This window comes from Salinifilum ghardaiensis (assembly GCF_054491345.1).
In genome coordinates this window covers 1,672,662-1,696,817 of the sequence record NZ_CM137101.1, presented here as the reverse complement: position 1 = coordinate 1,696,817, position 24,156 = coordinate 1,672,662, and the positions used below count along the sequence as shown (strand labels likewise).

General features: G+C 70.0%; 22 protein-coding genes, 1 tRNA gene and 1 pseudogene. 14 read left to right on the top strand and 10 right to left on the bottom strand.

Annotated features, from left to right (window positions below):
* Positions 1-43 precede the first annotated feature (43 nt).
* Both ACVGV0_RS07710 and polA read right to left on the bottom strand, forming a co-directional pair.
* Complete coding sequence (locus ACVGV0_RS07710) at positions 44-439, bottom strand: VOC family protein (protein WP_459159169.1); 396 nt, start codon at positions 437-439, stop codon at positions 44-46.
* Between the two features lie 106 nt (positions 440-545).
* Complete coding sequence (gene polA / locus ACVGV0_RS07705) at positions 546-3,254, bottom strand: DNA polymerase I (RefSeq protein ID WP_459159952.1); 2,709 nt, start codon at positions 3,252-3,254, stop codon at positions 546-548.
* An 89-nt stretch (positions 3,255-3,343) separates the two neighbouring features.
* Between polA and ACVGV0_RS07700 the strand changes: the two genes are divergently transcribed.
* A complete protein-coding gene (locus ACVGV0_RS07700) occupies positions 3,344-3,763 on the top strand; it encodes a PaaI family thioesterase (RefSeq protein WP_459159951.1) in 420 nt (139 codons plus the stop codon).
* A 94-nt stretch (positions 3,764-3,857) separates the two neighbouring features.
* Here the strand turns inward: ACVGV0_RS07700 and ACVGV0_RS07695 are convergent, their stop codons facing one another.
* Positions 3,858-4,475 (bottom strand): ANTAR domain-containing response regulator, encoded by a 618-nt coding sequence (locus ACVGV0_RS07695; protein WP_459159168.1) that lies wholly within the window; start codon positions 4,473-4,475, stop codon positions 3,858-3,860.
* Between the two features lie 201 nt (positions 4,476-4,676).
* Here ACVGV0_RS07695 and ACVGV0_RS07690 point away from each other — a divergent pair.
* A tRNA-Leu gene (locus ACVGV0_RS07690) sits at positions 4,677-4,750 on the top strand.
* A 692-nt stretch (positions 4,751-5,442) separates the two neighbouring features.
* Here ACVGV0_RS07690 and ACVGV0_RS07685 read toward each other — a convergent pair.
* A complete protein-coding gene (locus tag ACVGV0_RS07685) occupies positions 5,443-5,727 on the bottom strand; it encodes a hypothetical protein (protein ID WP_459159167.1) in 285 nt (94 codons plus the stop codon).
* A gap of 289 nt (positions 5,728-6,016) precedes the next feature.
* Here ACVGV0_RS07685 and ACVGV0_RS07680 point away from each other — a divergent pair.
* Positions 6,017-6,448 (top strand): annotated as a pseudogene (locus ACVGV0_RS07680) (GntR family transcriptional regulator); the annotation flags it as partial.
* Here the strand turns inward: ACVGV0_RS07680 and ACVGV0_RS07675 are convergent.
* Complete coding sequence (locus tag ACVGV0_RS07675) at positions 6,347-7,462, bottom strand: helix-turn-helix domain-containing protein (RefSeq protein ID WP_459159166.1); 1,116 nt, start codon at positions 7,460-7,462, stop codon at positions 6,347-6,349. The pseudogene ACVGV0_RS07680 and the gene ACVGV0_RS07675 overlap by 102 nt on opposite strands.
* Positions 7,463-8,478: 1,016 nt before the next feature.
* Positions 8,479-8,832, bottom strand: coding sequence for a helix-turn-helix domain-containing protein (locus tag ACVGV0_RS07670; protein ID WP_459159950.1), 354 nt, complete (start codon positions 8,830-8,832; stop codon positions 8,479-8,481).
* Positions 8,833-9,017: 185 nt separating this feature from the next.
* Here ACVGV0_RS07670 and ACVGV0_RS07665 point away from each other — a divergent pair, with 185 nt between their 5' ends.
* Entirely contained in the window at positions 9,018-9,371 is a 354-nt protein-coding gene (locus tag ACVGV0_RS07665) for a signal peptidase I (RefSeq protein ID WP_459159165.1), read from the top strand.
* A 288-nt stretch (positions 9,372-9,659) separates the two neighbouring features.
* Here the strand turns inward: ACVGV0_RS07665 and ACVGV0_RS07660 are convergent, their stop codons facing one another.
* The gene (locus tag ACVGV0_RS07660) at positions 9,660-9,968 is read right to left on the bottom strand and encodes a hypothetical protein (protein WP_459159164.1); all 309 of its coding nucleotides are present in this window, start codon (positions 9,966-9,968) and stop codon (positions 9,660-9,662) included.
* Positions 9,969-10,106: 138 nt separating this feature from the next.
* Positions 10,107-10,238: a hypothetical protein gene (locus ACVGV0_RS07655; protein WP_459159163.1), complete on the bottom strand. Its 132-nt coding sequence runs from the start codon at positions 10,236-10,238 to the stop codon at positions 10,107-10,109.
* 346 nt (positions 10,239-10,584) lie between these two features.
* Here ACVGV0_RS07655 and ACVGV0_RS07650 point away from each other — a divergent pair, with 346 nt between their 5' ends.
* Complete coding sequence (locus ACVGV0_RS07650) at positions 10,585-11,868, top strand: phosphodiester glycosidase family protein (protein ID WP_459159162.1); 1,284 nt, start codon at positions 10,585-10,587, stop codon at positions 11,866-11,868.
* Positions 11,869-12,214: 346 nt separating this feature from the next.
* Here ACVGV0_RS07650 and ACVGV0_RS07645 read toward each other — a convergent pair whose 3' ends face one another.
* Both ACVGV0_RS07645 and gcl read right to left on the bottom strand, forming a co-directional pair.
* Positions 12,215-12,496 (bottom strand): antitoxin, encoded by a 282-nt coding sequence (locus ACVGV0_RS07645; protein WP_459159161.1) that lies wholly within the window; start codon positions 12,494-12,496, stop codon positions 12,215-12,217.
* Between the two features lie 879 nt (positions 12,497-13,375).
* A complete protein-coding gene (gene gcl / locus ACVGV0_RS07640) occupies positions 13,376-15,151 on the bottom strand; it encodes a glyoxylate carboligase (protein ID WP_459159160.1) in 1,776 nt (591 codons plus the stop codon).
* A 331-nt stretch (positions 15,152-15,482) separates the two neighbouring features.
* On the opposite strand from gcl, the gene ACVGV0_RS07635 reads away from it, so the two are divergent.
* The 9 genes from ACVGV0_RS07635 to ACVGV0_RS07595 all read left to right on the top strand — a co-directional run bounded on the left by ACVGV0_RS07635 (position 15,483) and on the right by ACVGV0_RS07595 (position 23,876).
* Positions 15,483-16,613 carry a TIGR03364 family FAD-dependent oxidoreductase gene (locus ACVGV0_RS07635; RefSeq protein ID WP_459159159.1) on the top strand — a complete coding sequence of 377 codons (1,131 nt, stop codon included), beginning with the start codon at positions 15,483-15,485 and terminating at the stop codon, positions 16,611-16,613.
* Positions 16,610-17,290, top strand: a complete 681-nt coding sequence (locus ACVGV0_RS07630) for a phosphonatase-like hydrolase (protein WP_459159158.1) — start codon at positions 16,610-16,612, stop codon at positions 17,288-17,290. The genes ACVGV0_RS07635 and ACVGV0_RS07630 overlap by 4 nt, the downstream gene beginning before the upstream one ends.
* A gap of 37 nt (positions 17,291-17,327) precedes the next feature.
* Entirely contained in the window at positions 17,328-18,260 is a 933-nt protein-coding gene (locus tag ACVGV0_RS07625; RefSeq protein ID WP_459159157.1) for a phosphate/phosphite/phosphonate ABC transporter substrate-binding protein, read from the top strand.
* The gene (gene phnC / locus ACVGV0_RS07620) at positions 18,251-19,045 is read left to right on the top strand and encodes a phosphonate ABC transporter ATP-binding protein (protein WP_459159156.1); all 795 of its coding nucleotides are present in this window, start codon (positions 18,251-18,253) and stop codon (positions 19,043-19,045) included. Before ACVGV0_RS07625 ends, phnC begins: the two co-directional genes overlap by 10 nt.
* 21 nt (positions 19,046-19,066) lie before the next feature.
* Complete coding sequence (phnE, locus tag ACVGV0_RS07615; RefSeq protein ID WP_459159155.1) at positions 19,067-20,821, top strand: phosphonate ABC transporter, permease protein PhnE; 1,755 nt, start codon at positions 19,067-19,069, stop codon at positions 20,819-20,821.
* 398 nt (positions 20,822-21,219) lie between these two features.
* Positions 21,220-21,903 carry an NmrA family NAD(P)-binding protein gene (locus tag ACVGV0_RS07610; RefSeq protein WP_459159154.1) on the top strand — a complete coding sequence of 228 codons (684 nt, stop codon included), beginning with the start codon at positions 21,220-21,222 and terminating at the stop codon, positions 21,901-21,903.
* A 236-nt stretch (positions 21,904-22,139) separates the two neighbouring features.
* Positions 22,140-22,523 (top strand): hypothetical protein, encoded by a 384-nt coding sequence (locus ACVGV0_RS07605; RefSeq protein ID WP_459159153.1) that lies wholly within the window; start codon positions 22,140-22,142, stop codon positions 22,521-22,523.
* Positions 22,520-23,056 (top strand): hypothetical protein, encoded by a 537-nt coding sequence (locus tag ACVGV0_RS07600; protein ID WP_459159152.1) that lies wholly within the window; start codon positions 22,520-22,522, stop codon positions 23,054-23,056. The genes ACVGV0_RS07605 and ACVGV0_RS07600 overlap by 4 nt, the downstream gene beginning before the upstream one ends.
* 229 nt (positions 23,057-23,285) lie before the next feature.
* Positions 23,286-23,876: a pentapeptide repeat-containing protein gene (locus tag ACVGV0_RS07595; protein WP_459159151.1), complete on the top strand. Its 591-nt coding sequence runs from the start codon at positions 23,286-23,288 to the stop codon at positions 23,874-23,876.
* Positions 23,877-24,156 lie beyond the last annotated feature (280 nt).

Genomic DNA, 24,156 nt, shown 5'->3' with positions numbered 1-24,156 from the left:
GACGGCCCGCGCGGGCCGTGCTCTCCGCAGGAGCGCGGGGCGCTCACTCCGCCGGCTCGTCGTAGCGGGCGATCTCGAGCAGGTTCCCGTCCGGGTCGCGCACGTACAACGACGTGATGACACCGCGCGCGCCGATGCGGCTGACCGGCCCCTCCTCGATGCGCACGTCGTTGTTGCGCAGGTGCTCCTGCACCTCGCTGAGGGCGTTGGTGGTGATGAAGCACAGGTTCGCCGAGCCCGGCACGGGATGCGTCGCCGTCGGCGCCACCAACTCGTTGGCCGCGTGCAGCTTGATGGTCTGCTCACCGAAGCTCACGCCGCGCCGGCCCTCGGGGAAGCTCACCGGCGTCATCCCGAGCATCCGCTCGTAGAACTCGATCGCCCGATCGACATCCGCGACGGTGAGGACCAGATGGTCCACTCTGTCGATACTGATCATGCTCCTCCTCCGCGGGTCGCCCGGGCAGGCTATCCGGCGTCGTCCGCACCGGATCAGGCGGTCCGCAGTTCCGGGCCCCGCCCGGAACCGTTGTCGCCGGAACCGCTCAGTGCGCGGCGCTGTCCCAGGAACGCCCCACGCCGACGGAGACCTCCAGCGGCACGTCCAGCTCGTGGGCCGCGGCCATCTTCTCCCGCACGAGCCGCTCGACGTCCTCCCGCTCGCCCTCGGCGAGCTCGATGATGAGCTCGTCGTGCACCTGCAGCAGCATCCGCGAGCGGAAACCGCCCTCGCCCAGGGCGCGGTGCACCTCGAGCATCGCCACCTTGATGATGTCGGCGGCACTGCCCTGGATGGGCGCGTTCAGCGCCATGCGCTCGGCCATCTCCCGCCGCTGGCGGTTGTCGCTGAGCAGGTCGGGCAAGTACCGGCGCCGCCCGAGGATCGTCGAGGTGTAACCGTCCTTGCGCGCCCGGTCGACCACCTCCTCCAGGTAGTCCCGCACCCGGCCGAACCGCGCGAAGTAGGCGTCCATGTGCTCGCGCGCCTCCTCCGCGGAGATGCGCAGCTGCTGGCTCAGCCCGTAGGCCGACAACCCGTAGGCAAGCCCGTAGGACATCGCCTTGACGCGGCGGCGCAGCTCGTGCTCCACCTCCTCCATCGGCACGCCGAAGGCCTGCGAGGCCACGAAGTTGTGCAGGTCCTCACCGGACCGGAAGGCCTCGATCAGCCCGCTGTCACCGGAGAGGTGGGCCATGATCCGCATCTCGATCTGGCTGTAGTCGGCGGTCATCAGCTCCGCGTAGCCCCCGCCGACGACGAAGGCCTCGCGGATGCGCCGCCCCTCCTCCGTGCGGATCGGGATGTTCTGCAGGTTCGGCTCGGTCGAGGACAGCCGACCGGTGGCGGCGATCGTCTGGTTCAGCGTGGTGTGGATCCGGCCGTCATCGGCGATCTCCTTGATCAGCCCGTCCACAGTGGTCTTCAGCCGCGCGGCGTCGCGGTGTTCCAGCAGGTGCTGCAGGAACGGGTGCTCGGTCTTCTCGTACAGCGTCTGCAGCGCCTCGGCGTCGGTGGTGTAGCCGGTCTTGGTGCGCTTCGTCTTCGGCATGCCCAGCTTGTCGAACAGCACCGTCTGCAGCTGCTTGGGCGAACCGAGGTTGACCGCGCCCACCTCGGCACCGGCCTCGTCGAGCACCCGGTGCGCGTCCTGCTCGGCCTGCTTCACCCGCGCGGCGAAGTCGCCGCTGAGCTCGTCCAGCTGCGCGGTGTCCACCGCGATGCCGGCCTCCTCCAGTTCCCCGAGGACCTGCAGCAGCGGAAGCTCGAGATCGGTGAGCAGCCCGCGGGACTCCATCCGGTCGAGCTCGGCGTCCAAAGTGTCCGCCAGCTCGGCGATAGCCCGCGCCCGCACGATCTCGCCGTCGGCGATCCGCTCGCGCTCGGCGGAGGCGTCCTCCAGCAGCGACATCTGCCCGTCCCCGCCGGAGTCGTCCGAGCGCAGTTCCCGCTGCAGGTAGCGCACCACGAGGTCGGGCAGCGCGAAGGAGCGCTGCCCCGGCCGCACCAGGTAGGCCGCCAGGGCCGTGTCGCTGCTCAGGCCGGCGACGCTCCATCCGCGGTGGCGGATCGCGTGCAGCGGCCCCTTCACGTCGTGACCGGCCTTGAACACCTCGGGGTCGGCCAACCACCGGGCCAACGCCGCGTCGTCGTCCTCGGTCAGCTCCGCGACGTCGATATACACGCCCGTGCCGTCAGCGGTGGACAGCGCGATGCTCTGCAGGTCACCGCCGTGGCTGCTCCACCGGCCGGCGCAGGCCAGGCCGAGGCGACTGCCCGCGGGGGCGTTGCGGGTCAGCCAGTCGGCCAGCGCGCCCGGCTGCAGCGCGCCGCCGGAGACGCCGAACCCCGACTCCACCTCGGGCTCGGCGGTGGACAGCGACGCGAACAACCGGTCGCGCAGCACCCGGAACTCCAGGTCGTCGAACACCCGGTGCACCGCGTCCCGGTCCCACTGCTGCATCTCGAGCTGCTCCGGCTCCGCGTCCAGCGGGACGTCGCGGACCAGCTCGGTGAGCCGGCGGTTGGTCAGCACCTGCGAGATGTGGTCGCGCAGCGCGGCACCGGCCTTGCCCTTGACCTCGTCGGCGCGGTCGACCAGCTCCCCCAGCGAGCCGAACTGGCGGATCCACTTGGTCGCCGTCTTCTCCCCCACACCGTCGATCTTGGGCAGGTTGTCCGAGGGGTCGCCCCGGATGGCGGCGAAGTCCGGGTACTGCTCGGGCGTGAGACCGTACTTCTCCTCCACCGCTTCCGGCGTGAACCGCGTGAGCTCCGACACGCCCCTCGTGGGGTAGAGCACGGTGACGGCGCTGTTGACCAGCTGCAGCGCGTCGCGGTCGCCGGTGCAGATCGACACGGCGAAGTCCCGCTGCCGGGCCTGCGCGGCCAGCGTGGCGATCACGTCGTCGGCCTCGTAGCCCTCCACGCTGAGCACCGGGACGTTCAGCGCGCCGAGGATCTCCTGGATGAGGCTGACCTGCCCGCGGAACTCCTCCGGGGTCTCGCTGCGGTTGGCCTTGTACTCCGGGAAGGCCTCGCTGCGGAACGTCTGCCGGGAGACGTCGAAGGCCACGGCGAGATGTGTAGGTTGTTCATCGCGAAGAAGGTTGATCAGCATCGACGTGAAGCCGTACACGGCGTTCGTGTGCTGGCCCGTCGCCGTCTGGAAGTTCTCCCTCGGCAGGGCGTAGAACGCGCGGTAGGCCATCGAGTGGCCGTCGATGAGCAAGAGACGTCGCTGCGCGGAGTCCATCACGCGGTGAGTCTAGGCTGAACGTCCGACGGTGCGTGAACAGGTACGAAGGAGGAGCCACAGTGGCCGATACGACCTCGGAGGAAGTCATGCCCAGCGAAGAGGACTCGCTCAACCGGGTGCTGGCCTCCGCTGAGGAGCAGCTGAGCGACCGCCTGGGCATCACGCTCACCGAGTGGTCACCCGAACGTGTGGTGGGAACCATGCCCGTGGCGGGGAACCGCCAGCCGTACGGCCTGCTGCACGGCGGGGCCAACGCGGCGCTCGCGGAATCCCTCGGATCGATCGCGGCGGCCCTGCACGCCGGCAACGACCGGATCGCCGTCGGGCTGGAGCTGTCCTGCACCCACCACCGCGCGGCCACGGAGGGGAAGGTCACCGGCGTGGCCACCCCGGTGCACCGCGGGCGACGCACGGCGACCTACGAGATCGAGATCGTCGACGAGAACGACCGCCGCACCTGCACGGCGCGGCTGACGTGCCTCCTCCGCGACGCCCCACCCGCGTGACGGCCACCGCGCCGGCGCCCCGGCGGCCGCGCGCGGCGCCGTGCTCCACGGCAGCGCCGGCGCGGCCCGCGGGCGTTCGCGACGCCCGCGGTGGTCACTCCTGCGGCAGGTTGTCCAGCACCGCCTGGGCGACCTCCTTCATCGTGGTGCGCCGGTCCATGGCCGTGCGCTGCAGCCAGCGGAACGATTCCGGCTCGCTCATGTCGTGGTTCGTCATGAGCAGCCCCTTGGCCCGCTCGATCGTCTTGCGCGCTTCCAGCCGCTCGTTGAGGTCGGCGACCTCCGATTCCAGCGCCTGGACCTCGGTGAACCGGGAGACGGCCAGTTCGATGGCCGGCACCAGGTCGCGCTTGGCGAACGGCTTGACCAGGTAGGCCATCGCACCCGCGTCGCGGGCGCGCTCGACCAGGTCGCGCTGGCTGAACGCCGTGAGGATCACCACCGGGGCGATCCGCTCCCCCGCGATGTTGGACGCCGCCTCGATGCCGTCCATCTTCGGCATCTTCACGTCGAGGATCACCAGATCGGGGCGCAGCTCCTCGGCCTGCCGGACCGCTTCTTGGCCATCCCCGACCTCACCGACGACCTCGTAGCCTTCCTCCCGGAGCATCTCCACCAGATCAAGCCTGATCAACGCCTCGTCCTCGGCGACGAGGACGCGACGTTGCGTGGCCTGGGCCTCCTGTGGCTGGTCGGCAGCCGGCGTCGTCACCGGATTCCTCCTGGTCGGTCTCGGGGCTTCCCGATGTGTTTCTAGCACCGGAAACCGCAGCTTACCGTGCCTGCCCCGGCGTTGACCCGGACCGTGCACGTGACCGTGACGACATCGATCACGCCCGGGCGACACCGCGCGTCCGGATCGCCCCCGCTCGGCGGAGATGATCACGGATGTCGTACGATAGAAGCAGAGCCAGCCCACGTAGCCCAAATGGCAGAGGCAGCGGACTCAAAATCCGTACAGTGTGCGTTCGAATCGCACCGTGGGCACCCACGGTCAGCGCCCCCTCACCAGGCAAAATACGGCGAGGGGGCGTGCTGCGTCTACCCGGCCGCGGGCGGGTGTGTGCGGGTGTTCACGGCAAATACACGGCAAAGATCCGCCGGGGCCGCTCCCGTCAGCCCTCCCCGAGGAACTCCGCCACCCGCGAGCGAGCGGCCTCCTCCTGCCCGGCGCAGCGTAGATGAGCTTGCAGCCCAGTCTGCCTTCCCAAGCTGCGAGTTAAGGGTACTCGCGTGCCTCCTCACGGGACCCACCTGAACGATCGTGCCGCAACGCCATCATGCCGACCGTCACTCCCGCGGCGTTCAGCAACGCACCAGCCCAGTTATTGGTGCTTCGGGGCGATCGCAGGGCGGCGGCCAGGTGGTTGACCCCGAATAGTGTCGACAAGACCGCGAACCCCCGGGCCTGGGCCCGCTCCGCTTCCGCGCCAGAACTCGTGAGCCCGATCGCGGTGACCAGCGTTCCCAAGTTCCACACAGCGATCTCGCGTTGCCAACCGCCGTTGAATCCCCACTCAGTGCCTTCCCCGAATCGGCGCCTGAACACCCCCTGCGTAACCAACGCCACAACAAACCCCACCAGCCAAGCACGGACAGCACCTCGAACCGTGGGAACACGCATCACGTCCACCACCTCTTGCAAGAGTTCTCAGGTCTGGACCACTCAACCAACCGGATCATGCACCACCCAAGACATCCGCGATGCGGGAGCGGGCTGCCCCCTCCTGCCCGGCGAGGCACTCGGCGTAGGTCTGCAGCAGCACCTGCACGCTGTGCCCGGCCCACTCCGCCACCTGCGTCGCCGGCACCCCAGCCGACAGCCACCCCGACACCGCCGCGTGCCGCAAGTCGTAGGGCCGCTTCGCCAAGGGCGAGTCGACCTCCTCGGCGGTGAGCACCGCCCGAGGGGCCCGGTCCCAGGTGTGCACGTACGTGCTCTGCGACAGCTCGGTCCGACGCATGCTGTAGAACACCCGCCCGCTGCCCAGCGGGCGAAAGGTCCTGAGGTGTTCGCGCAGGATCCGCACCAGCGGCGGGGGCACGGCACCGGACGCGTATCCCCTTGCCCTCGGTGCTTGAGCTGCCTGCGGTCCCGTACTCGACCACCGGGACCCGGTCCCCGGAGCCGAGCCCGACAGCAGGAGTTCACCCAGGCGCCCTCGGGTTCGACCCACTCCCCCGCCTCGGCGTCCCACTGCAGCGGCGGCAGCGTGATGTCACCGCGGCGCCGAGGGCTGCACCGTTGGAAGCAAGCTGCCCTCCGCCCGAGAGCTGGCCGCCACGTTCGAAGCCGCGCAGAACACCGTCGCGGAGGCGCTCCACCTCCTCGCTGCCGAGGGACTTCTGCCGGTGCAGGACAAGGAGCGCGCCCTCGTTCGCCTCCCCGGTGGAGGCGCCACCGCCCCCGAAGAGCACTTGAACCGCCACGGCGCGGGCGAGGACTTGTGGCTCGACGTTCCCTCGGTGTCACCGTTGCCCCTTCAGGTGGCTTCTTCGCGACACCAAGAACTGCCCAACAACCACCGGGCGAAGCACGAACAACTGCGGGTCGTGCAACCCGCAGTTGTATCCGTCGCGATGTCAGGCGAGCAGTGCGGAGCGGTGCGTGCCGGCCAGGCCGAGCAGCGCAGCACCGGCGGCCTGCATCGGCTGGTGCCGGGCGAAGTGCTCGATCGTCGTTGAGTCGAAGGGGCGTGGTGGGAGGACGTGTCCCTCTTCGTTGTCGGTGACGAGATCGCCGAAGAGCTGGTCGAACAGCGGTGCATCGAAGACGACGGCCGTGAGCAGGTCCGTGGCCAGCGTCAGCGGATCCACGCCGAGGCCGAGGCAGTACGCCCGCACCGTTCCGGAGCCGAATCCTTCGTTGAGGGTGCGTGCGAACGGCCAGGCATCGTAGTCGATCGGCGCGGTCTCGCTGCCGTGGTCCTCGTCGACGCCGCGGAATTCCTCGGCGAACTCCCGGACCACGTTGCGCCACAGCGAGAAATCGTTGGACTCGTTCCACCGCGCCGCACCCGAGGGCTGGAAGATGCCCACCGGTAGCACTTGGAACAGGCCGCCGGCGTGGCCGACCTTGGCCGGGTCGCGCCAGTGCAACCAGAACGTGGCCTCGCCAGTGGCGCGGTCGTGGCGGATGGTCAGAGTGGAGATGGCGAGGTTCACCGGGCGTCGACTCGGAACGCACGGGTCCCCGATCGCCCTTCGCAGCGGACCCACGCCCTGCGCCACGTATTCGTGCGCACAGGCCTCACCGGTGTCGGTGCCGTCGAAGTACGTGCCACGGCCGAACACCAAGCGGCCGGTGGCCGCGGACAGCTCCGCCTCCACCAAGCGGTAAGTGGGCCGGTCCTCGAAGACCCGCGGTGCAGCGAGCTCTCCGACGACCTCGGAATAGCGCTCGTAGCGCGTGCCGTCCTGCCGTCGAGGCAGAGCGGAGGAGGCCGCCGGCTCGGTGCCGCTGATCCCGGAGAACCCCGCACCGGGGTCGAAGGCGAGCTCGACGTTCTCCAACGACAGCGGGCGCTCCAGTGCCCACGCAGAGGTCGACAACAACGGCTGGCCGGCCAACTTCGGTGTGTCCGGGTAGTCCTCCGCCGCGGAGAAGGACAGCTCGTAGCGGCGCTCGCGGAGCGCGTCCCTGACGCGGAGCCATTCCTGTTCGTCGCCGCTCAGTTCGCGCTCTGGCGCCATGCCCATGTTCCCTCCACCAGCACCCCGGCACGTGCTCCCGATGCTGCCACGCCAGCGAGGGGCAAGCCGCCCCCGGAGACGCCAGTGGTTCGCTCTCCAGGAGCCGATCGACCGACTCGACGGTGAACGGAACACCGTCAGCGGCCCGGACATCTCCGAGGCCGACGATCCCGCCTTCGTCGTTGTACTGCACGGTTTCGCCGAACACGTCGTCGTCGATGACCACGACCACGAGGAGCGTCGCGGCCAGACTCAGCGCATCCACCCTCGATCCCCAGCAGGAGCGGCGTGACCGCTCCCTCCGACTGAGCTTGCTCCAAGGCCTGGTGAGATCCCAGTGCTCGTAGTCGATCGGTCCGGGTGCCGTCGTGCTCGGGCGTCCCGAGCAGTTCCTCGGAGTACTCCGAACCGCGTTGCGCCAGATGTCGAAGTCGTTCCGCCGGTCCCGCAGAGCCACGCTCGACGGTTGGAACTCACCAGCGGGAACGACGTCGTAGATCCCCGCAGCGGTGGCGACCTTCGCGGGGTCGCGCCAGTGCAGGAGGAACGTCGGTGGCTGCGGATACCGGCGCAGCCGGATCGCAAGCGTCGTGATGGCCGGGGTGATCGCGCGCTGCTCCGGATCGAGCGGGTCCCCGATGGCGTCCCGGAACGGCAACTTGCCCGCCAGCTCCTTCGGTGACTCGGGCACGCCACCCGGAGCATCCATGCAGGTCAGCGCCATCTCATGCCCCAGCGCCTCGGACACGTCGAGCTTGTCGAAGTAGGCGACCAAGCCGAGGCGCAACGAACGGTCCGCGAATGAAGCGTCCAACAGCCGATAGCTGGGCCGGGATTCGAACAGCCTCGGCGGGTCCAGGTGCTTGATCGCCGCGGTGTAGGAGTCGTAGCGCGTTCCTGCCGTGCGCAGAGGGGATGTGGGAGCTGTGGCCTCCTCCTCGCCCGTGACCGCGTTGTTCTGCGGTTGCTCGTCCAGCTCCAGCGACAGCGACCGCAGGTCCACCGGCTCGCCGCGGAACCAGTCAGGCCGGGCGATCAGCGGTGTCCGCGGCACCCGGTACTCCTCCGGGGACAACTGCACCGCCAGTTCCGCCAGCTCGGGGCGGTAGGCATTCAGCCAGTTCCGCTGCGCACGCCACCGTCCCCGGCTCGCCGCGACTTCGGCATCCGCATCTCCGCCGCGGGGCACCCCCGGCCCGCGCTGGGCGAGCCCCGGGGTCTCCGGCGGAATGCTGAGAGCCTGGCTGGCTTGCGCCGCGGCTCGTGCGAGACCTGCTTCTTCCCTTCTCGATCTGGCTCAAGCGCTGCTGCGTCACCCCGACCGCTGCGGCGACCGGACCCTGCGTCTGCCCGCTTGCAAGTCTGTGCTCACGGATAACGCCACCGATCCCGGCGGCCCACTACCCGCACCGGCTTGCCTCGGCTTCGGCTCGGACATGTCCTCGCCGCTCACAGCGCACCTCCCGATCGCAGTCCGCGATCAGCACGGGAGCGACGTTCGCAGCGGTGGAAGATGGGCTCGCGAAAGACGCGCGCCGTCGACCGAGTGGGAGGTCCACTGATGCCACGCTGGCACACCGGCAACGCCGCCGAGGACGGTGCGGACTACCGCGGCTGGCTCCTCGGCCACTTCATCGAACCCGCCGATGATGTGCGGAACACGAAGGACGTCGAGGTCAAGTGGGGTGTGCACCCGGCCGGGCAAACGCGCGACCAGTGGGCCCCGGACTACGCCCGCACCACCCTCGTCATCCTCATCCACGGACGGTTCCGCATCGACCTCGCCGACGACAGCGCCCTGCTGACATCCGAAGGTGATTACCTCGTCTGGGGCCCGGGAGCCGAGCACCGCTGGGAGGCCGAGGAGGACTCGACCGTCATCACGGTCCGGTGGCCGTCGCCGCCGGCGCAGTGACGACGCGACGAAGCCTGCATGCAGCCGTCGTGGGCGCTCAGTGGAACCGCGAGGCGCGGTTTCGCAGTCCTCGGCGACTCCCTCTAGTGCAGCGAAACCACGCCGCTGCGGCCGCATGCGGCTGCGCGAACGCCACGCACGTTCGTCGCTGAGAGCTTCGCAGAGCGGCGATTGGACGGGTAGCCGGGACAACCCCCTCCAGCGAGGAACACCCGGACCGGCTGCGAGTGGATCACCGCCTGCTTTTGCGCGACTGGCCAACAACTGCGGCCAGCCCTTCTACCCGTCTCAGTCGGTGCTGGTGGTGCCTTGACCGGGGATGTCGCCGGGGTCGGCAACGTCATCGGCACGCCGACGGGCCCAGCCCACGAGAGAGGCAGCCACGCGCACCTCCACGTCGGGACGGACGTGGGCGAGTACGGCGGCGTCAGTGCGGTCCCAGACCACGTACAGCACGTCGTCGACGTGGCGGTGCTCGTTTGCGGCGAGCCACTGCTCGACGTCGACGATGTGCTGGGTGGCGCGGCGGTAGTACGGAGCCAGTGCGTTGGCCACGAGTTTGAGCTCGGCGGTGCGGTCGGTGCGGTGGCGGCTCATGAGATCACCTCGCCGGCCAGCACACCGCAGGTGATCACCAGTGGCGTACCGATGATCGGGTGCCAAGCCGCCGCCAGCCGGGTGTGATGCGACTGGCCTGCCGAGTCGGGACGAGATGAGGCCGCGCCCGCGGGGTGTTCACGGCAAATGCACGGCAAAGATCTGCCGGGGCCGCTCCCGCCAGCCCTCCGCGAGGAACTCCGCCACCGCGAGCGCGGCCTCCTCCTGCCCGGCGAGGCACTCGGCGTAGATCCGCAGCAGCACCTGCACGCTGCAGAACACCCGACCGTTCGCCAGCGGCGGGGAGCAGTTGTCAATACCTGCGGATCAAGCTTGTCCAAGCAGCTGCGGGGAGCGGGCTCGTCGGGTCGTTCGACGATCTGTCCGGCTTCGAAGCGGGCGCCGGCGCTGGTCATGACCTCCCGTGGCCGGCGCGGCCTCGTCGACCAACCCGGCCACCGGATTCCGCCCCTCGGCATCGCGGAGTGATCCGCCCTCGAACGGCCCCGCCGCGCTGCGCGCATGCGCCCGGACGCGGGCGTGGGTAAGTCGTTCGTCGACTCGCCGACGTCGAAAACTGGCCGCGATGTTCCCGACGCCTTGGATGATCGCCGCTGTGACTACGACATCGCTCGGCCCGCGGCCCGTGCGCTCTTGGCGCACGCACTACGGGATCGTGTTCCTGCTGACCGTCCTGACAGCGACGCTCACACCTCCCAGCGCGGCAGCGCCCGCACCGCTGCCGCTCGGCGATCCCGACCTCGCGGAGTCCCGCACCACCAAGACCCTGACGACCGGGGTCACCCTCACCGAGATCGTCCGCGGCAGCGAACCGGCGGCTCCCGAGGAGATCGGCACGACGAGCCGGGGCCCCTGGCGCGTGCACGTGTTGAGCATCGATCCCCGGGCCGCGCGCGGGCACTTGCGGGCGACGTACGGCCCCGACCTCGGCCAGACGGAGAAGACCACCGAGCTGGTCGGGTCCAGCGGTGCGCTGGCCGGCGTCAACGCGTCGTTCTTCACGTTCACCGACGACCGCCGCTACCCCGGCGACCCCGTCGGGCTCGGCGTCCACTCCGGACACCTGTTGAGCGAACCCACCGGAAGTCCGGCCGAGGCGAACTTCCTCGTCGACAGCGCCAGCGGCGAGGTCCTCATGGGCAGGCTCGAGTGGTCCGGCGTCGTCCGCAACCGGCACACCGGTCAGCGCCTCACCCCGGATCACATCAACCATCCGCCTGCGGTCCCCGAGGACTGCGGGGGGTCCTGCGACAAGCCTGGTGACCTCGTGCTGTTCACCCCCGAGTTCAGCAGCAGCACACCGGAGGGCAGGGGCATCGAGGTCGTCCTCGACCACCGTGGCTGCCCCCAGCGCACCCTGCCCGCACGTGGCACCGCCCTGGCCGAGGGTGAAACCTCCCTGCAGGCCACCGGCGCCAACGCGGCGAAGCTGCGGGCGGCAGCGGAGCAGGGCTGCTTCACCAGGCACTCTTCGCTGACCGACCAGGACGGCGACACGGTTCCGCTGCGCCGGAGCCTGTTCGGCGTGACCGGGCGCTACCGCCTCGTCGAGGGCGGCGAGATCGTCGTCCCCGACGGCGAGGACGGCGGCTTGTTCGCGCGCAACCCGCGCACCCTCGGGGGCACCACCGCCGACGGCACGATCAAGCTGGTCACCATCGACGGCAGGCAGACCACCAGCGTGGGCACCACGATGGACGAGACCGCCGCGGTGGCGCACGCGCTCGGGCTGACCGACGCCGTGAACCTGGACGGCGGTGGATCCACGAGCATGTCCACGGACAGAGGCCTGGTCAACCAGCCGAGCGGCAGTGCGGAGCGCGCCGTCGGCGACGCACTCGTCTACCGCGACACCCCGTTCCACCCCGAAACGCCCTGAGTCACCCGGCGGGATGTCCGTGTCGGCCGGCGAGGGGTGGTGCAGACAACGGTGCGGCCGGTGCCGAGCTCGTCGCGGCGTGGTGTCACCGCCGGGCTCCAGAGTTCACGGCGGCCGGGCCTGGTGCCGGGCATCCGTGCGTGCGGCGTGCCAGCGCTGGCTGGCCTGGAGCGGTGCCGTCCCGCCCTCGGCGACGAATCTCGCCGGTCAACTCGTGCTCGGCCAGCCGGGCACGGGTTCCACCGGAGTCGTACCAGGAAACGAGAGGCACCGTGATGACCTCCGGCAGTGGTTCGAGGGCCTCGAGCCCGTCACAGCCAACCCGCGCGGGAACTGAGAACTACGCCTACTGGCGCCGCTCACCGCCCCCGGATCCGGTCGATCCGTCCTGCTGCTCACCGCCCCCGGATCCGGTCGATCCGTCCTGCTGCTCGCTGCCCTGCTGCTCCCCGCTTTGCTCGCCCTGGGCGTCCACGTAACCGTGCGCCTTCTCGCTGAATTGGTTGATCTTGTCGCTGTACTTGCCGCCGGTCTTCTGGTCGGCGAACGACGCGGCCTTGTCGATCCCCTGCTTGGCCTTGTCCGGGCTCTTGCCGAGGAAGCCCTTCAGCTTGTCCATCATGCTCATGCCGTTCCTCCTCCCACGATGGTACGCCACCATTGTGGTACGCAGCTCGCTCATCGTGCAGGCAGGAACAACGGAGGTGGACCCGTCTGAGCCGGGCAGCCACGGGCCGCCAGCGCGGTTACCAGAGCAGCGATGCTTGTCCGCGCCGTTGCGCCCACCTCGGTCCTTGGGCCTCCCCTGTCGGCCGGACACGCGCCCCGGGGTAGTTCCTGCTGTTCCCACTGCTCGGGGCTGGCACTCGGGGGCGGCTCGTTCACCGGACGGCCCTTCGCGCTCCCGCGCTATTCGGACGGCGCTGCGGTCCGGGACGTGTCCGCACCGGTCTCCGCCGCGCCCCGGTCCACCCGGGAGAAGTGGCGCACCGTCGGGACGAAACCGGCCGCGGCCGGCACGAGGAAGCAGACCGAGGCGCGCCCTGCTGCGGAGCCAGGAGTGCAGCAGGTACCCGACCGTGGTCGCGGCCAACCACGGCGCGGTGCCCGGGAACCACAGCACCAGGAACGACCCGAGCACGAGCGAGTCGCGGAGGACTCGCCGGCGTCGTGCGCTCACCGCCTCGCTCAGCACCGTCGCCGGCTCGACGCCCGGCGAGGGCGGCACTGCTCGTCGCCTCTCGGACAGGCACTCCTCGAGCACCTCGTCGGCGAAGTCCTCATCGACGTGGACAGCGGCCGCGAGGTGCCGCGTCGTGTCATCGCCGGCGGCGGTGCTGCGCCGAGCCGCAGCATCCTCCGGGGACGGTGTCGTCACCGCCCGATCTCTCCCTCCACGAGAGACAACCACTGTTGCGCGGAGCGTCCAGTATCGGGAACGGGCGCGGACGGCGCGGCGTTTTGCGCATGATTAGCTCGAATGGAGCACGCACATGCTCGGCGCGGATCACTCCAGCGGGAGGGTGGCGGTGGGAGCGTCAGCCGCACCCGCGGCGACCTCCTCGAACTCGGAGATGTTGTCGATGTTGGTGCCCATCGAGATGTTCGTGACGCGCTCGAGGACCACCTCGACGACCACCGGGAGCTGGTGTTCGGCTGCCAACTTCCGGGCCTCGTCGAAAGCCAGCGGCAGGTCATCGGGCTCGTGCACCCGGAGGGCCTTGCACCCCAGCCCCTCGGCCACCTTGACGTGGTCCACCCCGTACCCGCCGATCCCGGGGGCGTTGACGTTGTCGAAGGAGAGCTGCACGCAGTAGTCCATGTCGAAACCGCGCTGGGCCTGGCGGATCAAGCCGAGGTACGAGTTGTTCACCACGACGTGGACGTAGGGCAGGTTGAACTGCGCCCCCGCGGCGAGCTCTTCGAGCATGAACTGGAAGTCGTAGTCGCCGGAGAGGGCGACCACGTTCGCGTCCGGATCCGCCACGCGCACGCCCAGGGCAGCGGGCACGGTCCAGCCGAGCGGGCCGGCCTGGCCGCAGTTGATCCAGTGCCGCGGACGGTAGACGTGCAGGAACTGGCCACCGGCGATCTGCGAGAGACCGATGGTGCTCACGTACCGGGTCTCCGGACCGAAAGCTCGGTTCATCTCCTCGTAGACGCGCTGGGGCTTCATCGGGACGTCGTCGAAGTGGGTGCGTCGCTGCATCGTCCGCTTGCGCGTCTGGCACGCCGAAACCCATTCGGAGCGGTCCGGGAACTTCCCGGCGGTCCGCCGCTCGCGGGCGGCCTCGGTGAAGAGTTCCAGCGCTGGTTTCGCGTCGGAGACGATCCCGTAGTCGGGGGTGAAGACCCGGCCGATCTGCGTGGGTTCGATGTCCACGTGGACGAAGGTGCGGTCCTGGATGTAGGTCTCCAGCCCACCGGTGTGGCGGTTCGCCCAGCGGTTGCCGATGCCCAGCACGAAATCGGACTCGAGCAGCGTCGCGTTGCCGTAGCGGTGCGCTGTCTGCAGGCCGACCATGCCCGCCATGAGCGGGTGGTCGTCGGGGATGGAGCCCCAGCCCATCAGCGTCGGGACCACGGGGACGTCGGTCAGTTCCGCGAACTCGACGAGCAGCTCGGCCGCGCCGGCGTTGATGACCCCTCCCCCGGCCACGAGCAGCGGGCGCTCGGCGGCGGAGAGCATCTCCAGCGCCTTGTCGATCTGCGCCCTGGTCGCCGCGGGTTTGTGCACGGGCAGGGGCTCGTAGGTGTCCGGATCGAACTCGATCTCGGCCTGCTGCACGTCGAGCGGCAGGTCGATGAGCACCGGGCCGGGACGGCCGGAGCGCATGAGGTGGAACGCCTGCTGGAAAGCACCCGGCACCTGCGCGGGTTCGAGGACCGTCATGGCCATCTTCGTGACCGGCTCGGCGATGTCGGCGATGTTCACCGCCTGGAAGTCCTCTTTGTGCAGACGCGCGACCGGCGCCTGGCCGGTGACGCACAGGATCGGGATGGAGTCCGCCGAGGCCGAGTACAGACCGGTGATCATGTCCGTGCCCGCCGGCCCCGAGGTGCCGATGCACACGCCGATGTTGTCCTGGCCGGTCCGCGTGTAGCCCTCGGCCATGTGCGATGCGCCCTCGACGTGGCGGGCGAGCGTGTGGTTGATCTCCCCGCTGGTGCGCAGGGCGGCGTAGAACGGGTTGATCGCCGCACCGGGGACGCCGAACGCTTCGGCCACCCCCTCGCGTCGCAGAACTTCGACGGCAGCTTCGGCAGCGGTCATGCGCGGCATGGGAGCTCCTCCAGGGATGGCACGGATCGGGGCGCCACGGATCAGCACCGCCGGGTGCTTCCGCAATACGAAATTTTGATTTCACTATATGAATAAATCATGCTCCTGCTTCGACGTGCCGTCAAGACGCGCACGCGACACCCCCGAGCTGGCGCGGCCCGCCGACGCGGACGAGGGCCGCCCCGCTGCGCCGCGCACGACGCGTCGACCTCTTCCGCCTCCCACCAGATAACGTCTCGATAACCTGTCTAGTCCACTGTTCCGGCCTTGTTCACCGCGAGTTGATCTCGGGGGAACAGCACATTCCCTCGGTTCGGTGACCGTGAACGTCGTGCGAACAGTGGTAGTGGGCGGCGGCGTGCTCGGCACCATGCACGCCTGGAAAGCCCTCAGCAGCGGTCACGACGTGGTGCACCTGGAACGGGAGACCGAGGCCCGCGGCGCCTCGGTCCGCAACTTCGGCCTGGTCTGGGTCAGCGGCCGCGCCGCGGGCGAGGACCTGCGGACCGCGCTGCGCGCGCGGCGCTCGTGGGAGCGCCTGGCGCAGGAGGTCCCGGGACTGGGCTTTCGCGCGAACGGTTCGCTCACCGTGCTGCGCACGGAAGCGGAGCTGGCTGTGGCCGAGGAACTGCTCGCGCAGCCCGAGACCGCCGAACGCGGCACGAAACTGCTCTCCCCGAACGAGGTGCGGGAACTCAACCCCGCCCTCCGCGGACGGATGCGCGGGGCGCTGTGGTGCGAGCAGGACGCCGCGGTGGAACCGCGCACTGCGCAACCGGCGATCCGGGAACACCTGACCGCGACCGGGCGCTACACCTGGCTGCCCGGCCGCGAGGTCCGGGAGGTCGCCGAGGGGGAGGTCCGCGACGACACCGGCGAGCGCCACGGCGCCGACGCCGTCGTCCTGTGCACGGGGGCCGCGCTCGGCGGGCTGGTGCGCGAGCTGGCCCCCGAAGCGCCGGTGCGCCGCGTGCGGCTGCAGATGATGCAGACCGAGCCCCTGGGCGAGTCGCTGCCGACCTCCGTGGCCGATGCCGACAGCCTGCGCTACTACCCGGCCTACCGGGGCAGTGCGCTGGACGCGCTCAACCGCGACGAGCCCCAGCCCCCGGTGGCCGGGGACAACGGGATGCAACTGCTGATGGTGCAGCGCGCCGACGGCGGGCTGACGATCGGCGACACCCACGGTTACGCCGAACCGTTCCCCTTCGACGTGCACGAGGCCCCGTACGAGCACCTGCGCGGGCGGGTCGAGGAGCTGCTCGACCGACCGCTGCCGCGCGTCGTGCGCCGGTGGGCGGGCGTCTACGCCCAGTGCACGGATTCAGCGACCGTCGTGCACCGCGAGCAGGTCCTGCCCGGGGTGTGGCTGGTCACCGGACCGGGCGGGCGGGGCATGACCGGCTCGCCCGCCATCGCCGAGGACACCGCCCGCGAGATCGGTTGGGAGGAGCGCTCGTGAAACCCGACATCCGACTGGCCGTGCTGGACATGGCCGGCACGACCGTGGCCGACGGCGGACTGGTGGAGCAGGCCTTCACCGCAGCCATCGCCGAGGTCGGCGTCACCGAGTCCGACGAGGCCTACCCCCGCATGCTGGACCACGTCCGCCGCACGATGGGCGAGTCCAAGATCACCGTTTTCCGCGCACTGCTCGACGGCGAGGAGGACCGGGCGCAGCGGGCCAACCGCGCGTTCGAGAACACCTACGGAGAGCTGGTCTCCGGCGGGCGCTGCGCCGGCATCGACGGCGCGGCCGAAGCCGTTGAGCAGCTGCGCAGCTCCGGCGTGCAGGTGGCGCTGACCACCGGCTTCGCCGCGACGACCCAGCAGCGGCTCCTCGATGCCCTCGGGTGGGGAGAACTCCCCGACCTCGCGCTCACCCCGGAACACGCCGGCCGCGGGCGGCCGTACCCGGACATGGTCCTCACCGCCCTGCTGCGGCTGGGCGTCGACGACGTGCGCCGGGTCGCCGTGGTCGGCGACACCAGCTACGACGTCCTCACCGGACTGCGCGCCGGCGCGGGAGTCGCGGCCGGCGTGCTCACCGGGGCGCACGACCGCCGCGCCCTCGTCGACGCCGGTGCCACCCACGTCCTCGAATCCGTCCGTGAACTCCCCGAACTCGTCCGGTCCTGATCGGACGGACTCGCCCTGAAGGAGAGTTGCGCCCGTCATGCTCACCAGGAACAGACGTACCGCGGGCCTCGCCGCCGCGGTGGCCGCGTTCGCGCTGCTGCTGTCGGCCTGCGGCCCCAGCGCCGCTGACCGGGGCGGAGGCTCCCCCGACGAGCTCGTTTTCGCCGCGGTGCCTTCGGAGGACTCGGCGAACCTGCAGCAGGACTACGCTCCCGTGATCAAGATGCTGGAGGAGGAAACCGGCAAGAAGGTCCGCTTCCAGCAGGCCACCGACTACGCGGCCATCATCGAGGGCCAGCGCGCCGGCAAGATCGACATCGCCAAGTACGGCCCGTTCTCCTACATGCTGGCCCGCAAGAAGGGAGTCGATGCCGAGGCGGTCGCCGCCCAGACCGAGCAGAAGGGCAAGGAGCCCGGCTACCGGTCCTACGGCATCACCCGGCCGGACACCGGGATCGACTCGTTGGCCGACTTCCGCGGCAAGAAGGTCTGCTTCGTCGACCCCACCTCCACCTCCGGCTACCTCTACCCCACGTCCGGGCTCATCGAGGCCGGCGTGAACCCGAAGACCGGCGTCCGGCCGATCATGGCCGGTGGTCACGACGCCGCAGCGCTGGGCGTGGCGAGCGGGCAGTGCGCGGCCGGGTTCGCCTTCGACACCATGGTCGACCGCCAGCTGATCCAGCAGGGCGAGCTCCGCCCCGGCCAGCTCAAAACCGTGTGGCGTTCCGAGGTCATCCCGGGCGACCCGGCTGCGGTCTCCACCGACCTCAGCCCCGAGCTGCGCGAGTCCATCACCCGGGCGCTGCGCACCAAGGCCAACAGCGACTACCTGCGCGACCACGGCTACTGCAGCGGGAAGTGCCGGGTCGGTGACACCGGCGGCTGGGGATTCACCGAGGTGACCGACGCCAAGTACGACAGCATCCGCCGCGTCTGCGAAACCACGAGGAACGAGCAATGCGAGTAGAGCACGGCGAGACCGTCGTGGACTTCGATGGCGTGAGCAAGTGTTTCGACGGCACGACCGCAGCCCTCGACGACGTCTCGCTGCAGGTGACCGCCGGCGAGTTCACCGTCCTGCTGGGACAGTCCGGATCGGGCAAGTCCACGCTGCTGCGCCACATCGACGGGCTGCAGCGCCCCACCGCGGGCACGGTCACCGTGCTGGGCAGCGACCTCGGCCGGGTGCGCGGGCGGGCGCTGCGGCAGCTGCGCCGCCGGATCGGGTTCGTGTTCCAGCAGTTCCACCTCGCCGGGGCGCTGACCGTGCTGGAGAACGTGTGCACCGGGGCGGTGGGCGGCCTGCGGGGTCCGCGCCTGGGGCTGGCCACGTACCCCAGGAGCGTCCGGCACGACGCGATGGACCAGCTCGACCGCGTCGGGCTGGCCGAGCAGGCCCTGCAACGGGCCGACACGCTCTCCGGCGGGCAGCAGCAGCGGGCCGCCATCGCCCGCGCGCTGCTGCAGCGACCGGACGTCCTGCTCGCCGACGAGCCGGTCGCCTCCCTGGACCCGGACTCGTCGGAACAGGTGATGAGCCTGCTCGCGGAGATCAGCCGGCAGGACCGGCTGACCGTGGTGTGCAGCCTGCACCAGCTGGAACTGGCCATGAGCTGGGGCGAGCGGGTCGTGGGACTGCGCGCCGGCGGCGTGGTGCTGGACACCCCGGTCGCCGGCCTCAGCCAGGAGTCGGCGATGGCGGTCTACACCGCGGGCAGCTCCGAGAAGCAGCAGCTGACGGCGGTCGGGTGAGTCGCGGTGCCCACAGCGGAGATGACTCGCACCTCGGCGGCGACACCGGCCGCCGGCGACCGGCGCACCCTTCCGCGTCCGAGCCCCGGTGGCGGCCTCGCCCTGCTCGTCGCGCTCGCGCTGGTGCTGACGGCGGTGTGGACGCTCGTCGACCTGCGCCTCAACGCAGCCACCGTCATCGACAGCTTCGGCAACGCAGCCGACTTCCTGTCGCGGACGCTGCCGCTGGACTTCCCGCCTGCCGGGCAACTGTTGACCTCGATCGGCACGACGCTGGCGATCGTGATCTGCGCGACGCTGCTGGCGGCTCTGCTGAGCGCGCCGATCGCCGTGCTCGGGGCGAGCAACACCACCCCGCACGCGCTCGGCAGGCACGGTGCGCGCGCGCTCATCGTGGCCTCGCGGGCGGTTCCGGACGTGGTGCTGGCGATCCTGTTCTTCCGGATCTTCGGCTTCGGCGGTCTGACCGGGGTGCTCGCGATGGGCCTGCACTCGATCGGCATGGTCGGCAAGCTCTACGCCGACGCGATCGAGCAGATCGACGAAGGTCCCCGCACGGCCATCCGGGCCGCTGGCGGCTCCCGCCTGCAGGAACTGCTCGGCGGGGTGCTCCCGCAGGTCCTGCCCTCGTTCGTGGCCACATCGCTGCACCGGCTGGACATCAACCTGCGGGTGTCGGTGGTGCTCGGCTTCGTCGGCGTGGCCGGGCTGGGCCAGGAGATCGCCAACGCACTGCGCACACTGGACTACCAGCGCGGAATCGCCCTGGCGCTGGTGGTGTTCGCGCTGTGCGTGCTCATGGAGCTGCTCTCCGGGTCGATCCGCAGGCGGTTGATGAACACCGGCGGTGAACGGTCGCGCAACCGCGCGCTCGATTTCGCCGCGAGGCGCTTCCGCCGCTCCCCGAGCACCGCGTCCGCGTCGGCCCCGCTGGGCGGGCGCACCGCGTCCGGCCTGCGTGCCACGGCGCGCACGGCGCGGATCAGCCATCCGTGGACACCCGCGCGGCTGCGCAAGTTCTCCTACTGGATCATCACGGCCGCGGTCATCGCGGCCTCGGTCCGGGGGTTGGGACTGACCCCGGAACAGTTCGCACGCGGATTCCGCGAACTCTGGCCGACCCTGGCGCAGTTCTGGCCACCCGAAACGGGCGCGGTGCTGCCGACCCTGCTGGCCGAACTGTGGGTGACGATCCAGATCGCCCTGGCCGCGACCCTGATCGGGGCCGTGCTGTCGGTGCCGATCGGCGCGCTGGCAGCCGCGAACGTCGCCCCCAACCCCGGCACCGCCCGGCTCTTCCGCGGCGTGGTGCTGGTGGTCCGCGGTATCCCCGAACTGGTGCTGGCCATCATCTTCGTGGTCGTCACCGGGCTCGGCCCCGTCGCGGGCGCGTGCGCGCTCGGCGTCGGCTCGGTCGGGCTGCTCGGCAAGCTGGTGGCCGACTCCCTGGAAGAGGTCGACCGGGGCGTCGAGCAGGCGCTGCGCGCCACCGGCGCGGGCGGGTGGCAGGTGTTCTTCTCCGCAACGCTGCCCCAGGTCGCACCGGCGGTCGTGGGCCACCTGCTGTACCAGCTCGACACCAACATCCGCTCGGCCACGCTGCTCGGGCTCGTCGGAGCTGGCGGCATCGGCTACTACCTGCTCAACGCCTCGCGGGTGCTGGAGTTCGGCGTCGTCACCACCGTGCTGCTGCTGACCTTCGCCGCGGTGATGGTCGTCGAACTGCTCGCCCTCTGGTGGCGCCGGGTGCTGCCCGGCGGTATCGCCGCGCGGTGACACGTCACTCAGGTGGCCGGCAGGTGCCCTCGGTGGTGGCGGGTTCCCCTCGCCGGCTCGGACGCTCGACCGCACACAGGACGCGCTGACCATTCTTCGTAACTTGGCAACCGAGACACGCCGGAGTCAGTAGCCGATTCCGCTGCAAGACAGGACTCTGGCTAACGCTAACGCGTCAGTTCGATGAGCCGGAGGTCGAGAACCCGACAGTGGCCGACCGCGATGGAGTAGACGATCGCCCCGAGGCCGTTGCCGTACATGGTGATCCACTGGTCGGTGAGCACACGACCCGCAAGGGACCACGGAGGCGAGAGTGGACATCAGACCGGCCCACGTGACAGACGCAGCGAACATCGAGTCGATCTACAGACACTACGTGGGAACCGTCGCTGCGGGGCGTGGACGCCGCCTACATCGCCTTCTACCCCGATGCGGGATTCCCCGGCGCGGCTCAGGCCGTGGGTTCCTTCGCCGACCTGGCGGCAGCTTGCGGTGTCCGCCACCTTGTCCTACTCGCCGACCGCGGTGCCGCCGAGGCCACACGCTGCGAGCAGGCTATCCAGGACTCGGGCACAGAGCGGACGATCGTGCGGACGGGATTCATCACACAGAACTTCAGCGAGGCCTTCCTCGTGGAACTGGTCCGAGCCGGCGTGGTCACGCTTCCCGCCGGCGACGTCGCCGAACCGTTCACCGATGCCGAGGACATCGCGGATGTCGCTGTGGCGGCGCTGACCGAGAACGGCCATACCGGCCGGATCCATGAAGTGACCGGACCACGCCTGCTCACTTTCGCCGATGCCGTCGGCGAGATCGCGACAACGGCCGGCAGGGAGGTTCGCTATCTGCCGATCACGCCCGAGCAGTTCGTCTCCTCGCTGACCGGGCGAGGCGTGCCTGCTGAGTACGCGACGCAACTGGCTGGCCTGCTGACCGAGGTCTTTGACGGCCGCCGGGCCGCGGTGACCGACACCGTCGAACGCGTGCTCGGCCGGCCGCCCCGCGACTTCGCCGAGTACGCCCGAGCGACCGCCCCGACAGGAGTCTGGGACGCCTACGCTGAGTCTTCCGGTTCACGCTGACATGTCGGCCTGGTGCTCCTGAACGTGCCCCAGAGTGCAAAGTACGACGTCGTTGCTGGTGAGGACCTTGCTGTCGACAGTCATGGGACTCGTGACCATGTTTGTGATCGCTGGAGCAACGACCCGCTGAACTGCAGAAACGCACCACTTTGCCCCTCAGAGCAGCTACAGGAGTACCAGGCCAAGACGCCCTGTTCGGGCAGCACGATGCCGCTGCGCTGCGGGATTCCGCCGGGGTGAGCATCATCGGAGGCTACGACGGCGGCAGCGCCAGCGACATCCGCGACCGGGCCGGCGACACCCCGGTGGTGACCCCGACTCGGGGCGAACGCTACGGCGACTCCGAGCACGTCGAGCACCAGGACGCGCTCACGATCGCCGACCAGCAAGAACTCCAGGACGGCGAATCCGTCGTCCTGGCTCGCGGGCTGGCGCCGTTTCTGGCCTACACCCCCGCGGTGTTCGAGCAGCGGTGTCTGCACCGCCGCATCAGTGCCGAGGAACGCGCCGTGACCACTACCGCGGCCGAAGCCCGGCCACGGTCCCGGGCGCGAGCGCGCGCCGCCGCGGCCGCCGACCAGCACGGACTGCCTACCACCAGCTCTGGAGATGCCCTGTGACCTCTCCGTTGACCAGCACCCTCGAGGACCTGATCCAGCTGCTGCAACCACCGGGCAAGGACGAGCAGCGGCAGCACCGGCCGCCGTGGAACTGGTCGCTGTTGACCCCGGCTGAGCAGGACGCCCTGGCCGGGCTCATCGACGATTGGGTCGCCACCTACAACCACGCCCTGGCCACAGCTCGGGCGGAGATCGTGCCCGCCTGCTGGCGTCAACACCCCGGACTCGCTATCGACCTGGCCGTGCAGGTGTGGCTGTACTACGCCAACCACCGCAGCAGCAACGCCACCCCGGGATTCGCCGCGGAGTACTACGGCCGGCACCTGCCCGGCTTCCGCGGCCGCGTGGCCAGCTACCTCGGCGAATCTGCCTCGGACTGCCGCGAAGGACGCCACCCCCACGACTGGCGCGCCGACCTCGAGGCCACCGCCCACGGAAGCACAGCACCCGACCCCGCCACCGCCGAAGAGTCGATCCGCCACCTCGGCGAACTCCACGCCGGATTCGACACCGGCACACCAGACCCCTGGTGACAGGGTTGGATACCCCGGGGAGATCGCTCCCCCGGGCACTCAACCTTGGGCTCCGGGCGGCCTCCCGTATGTACCGCCGGGTACTTGCGGCCCAGATCTGATTCAGCGAACTCCAACAGGGCTGGACCCGTTCCCAGCGTGGCGGACGCTCAATCACTACTCTCGGTTCTCTGCCAAAGCGGAAACGGTCCACCTCCGGCTTGTCGGCCTGCCGTGCCATCCTGGGGGGATGACGAGCGCGGTTGGTGAGGACTTTCAGGACGTGGTGCTGACGGACCAGGAGTGGACCGGGCGGAAGTTCGAGCGTTGCGACTTCACCGACGCCGACCTGACCGGCCTGCGCACCCGCAGCTGCGTGTTCACCGACTGCGTGTTCGTCGGGACTGATCTCAACGGCTCCCACCACGCCGTCACCGCGTTCCGGTCCTGCACGTTCGAGCGTACAGTGTTCGGGAAGTCCACTCTGGATGGGTGTAGCCTGCTGGGGTCGGAGTTCATCGACTGCCGGTTACGGGCATGGAAGCTGCGCGAGACGGACCTGACGCTGGTCGGCATGGGGCGGGCGGATCTGCGCGGGATGGATCTGCGGGGCATCCGGTTCCGCGAGGCGAACCTCAGCGATTGCGATCTCCGCAGATGCGACCTGCGCGAAGCCGACTTCACCGGAGCTCGGCTGCTGAGCGCCCGCCTGGACGAAGCGGACCTGCGCGACGTCAGGATCGACGCCGATGCCCTGGTCCAAGCGAACCTTCGCGGAGCCCGGATCGACACGGTGAACGCCCTGGCCTTCGCCGCCGCCCACGGACTCCGCGTCGATTGAGAGCACCCGCGAGGGACCGACCGTGGCCCACGCCGGCGAGCCAGAACTGAGGCGTCCTCCGGCCATAACGGCGAAGCAGCTCCGGTATGCCCGTGCCTGTTGGCCGAGCCGGACAGTGTCGTGTCCCCATCGCTCGTTCGTCTGGTGTGCTTCGCTCGACGATCCACAAGTATGTCCGTCACACCCGGGTGCGACCGGAGATTTACGGGAACAGCGAAGAAGTGCAGCCGGTGCCGTGTGGTGACTCGCGCCTGGACTATTTCTGCGGTTTCCAGGAAGT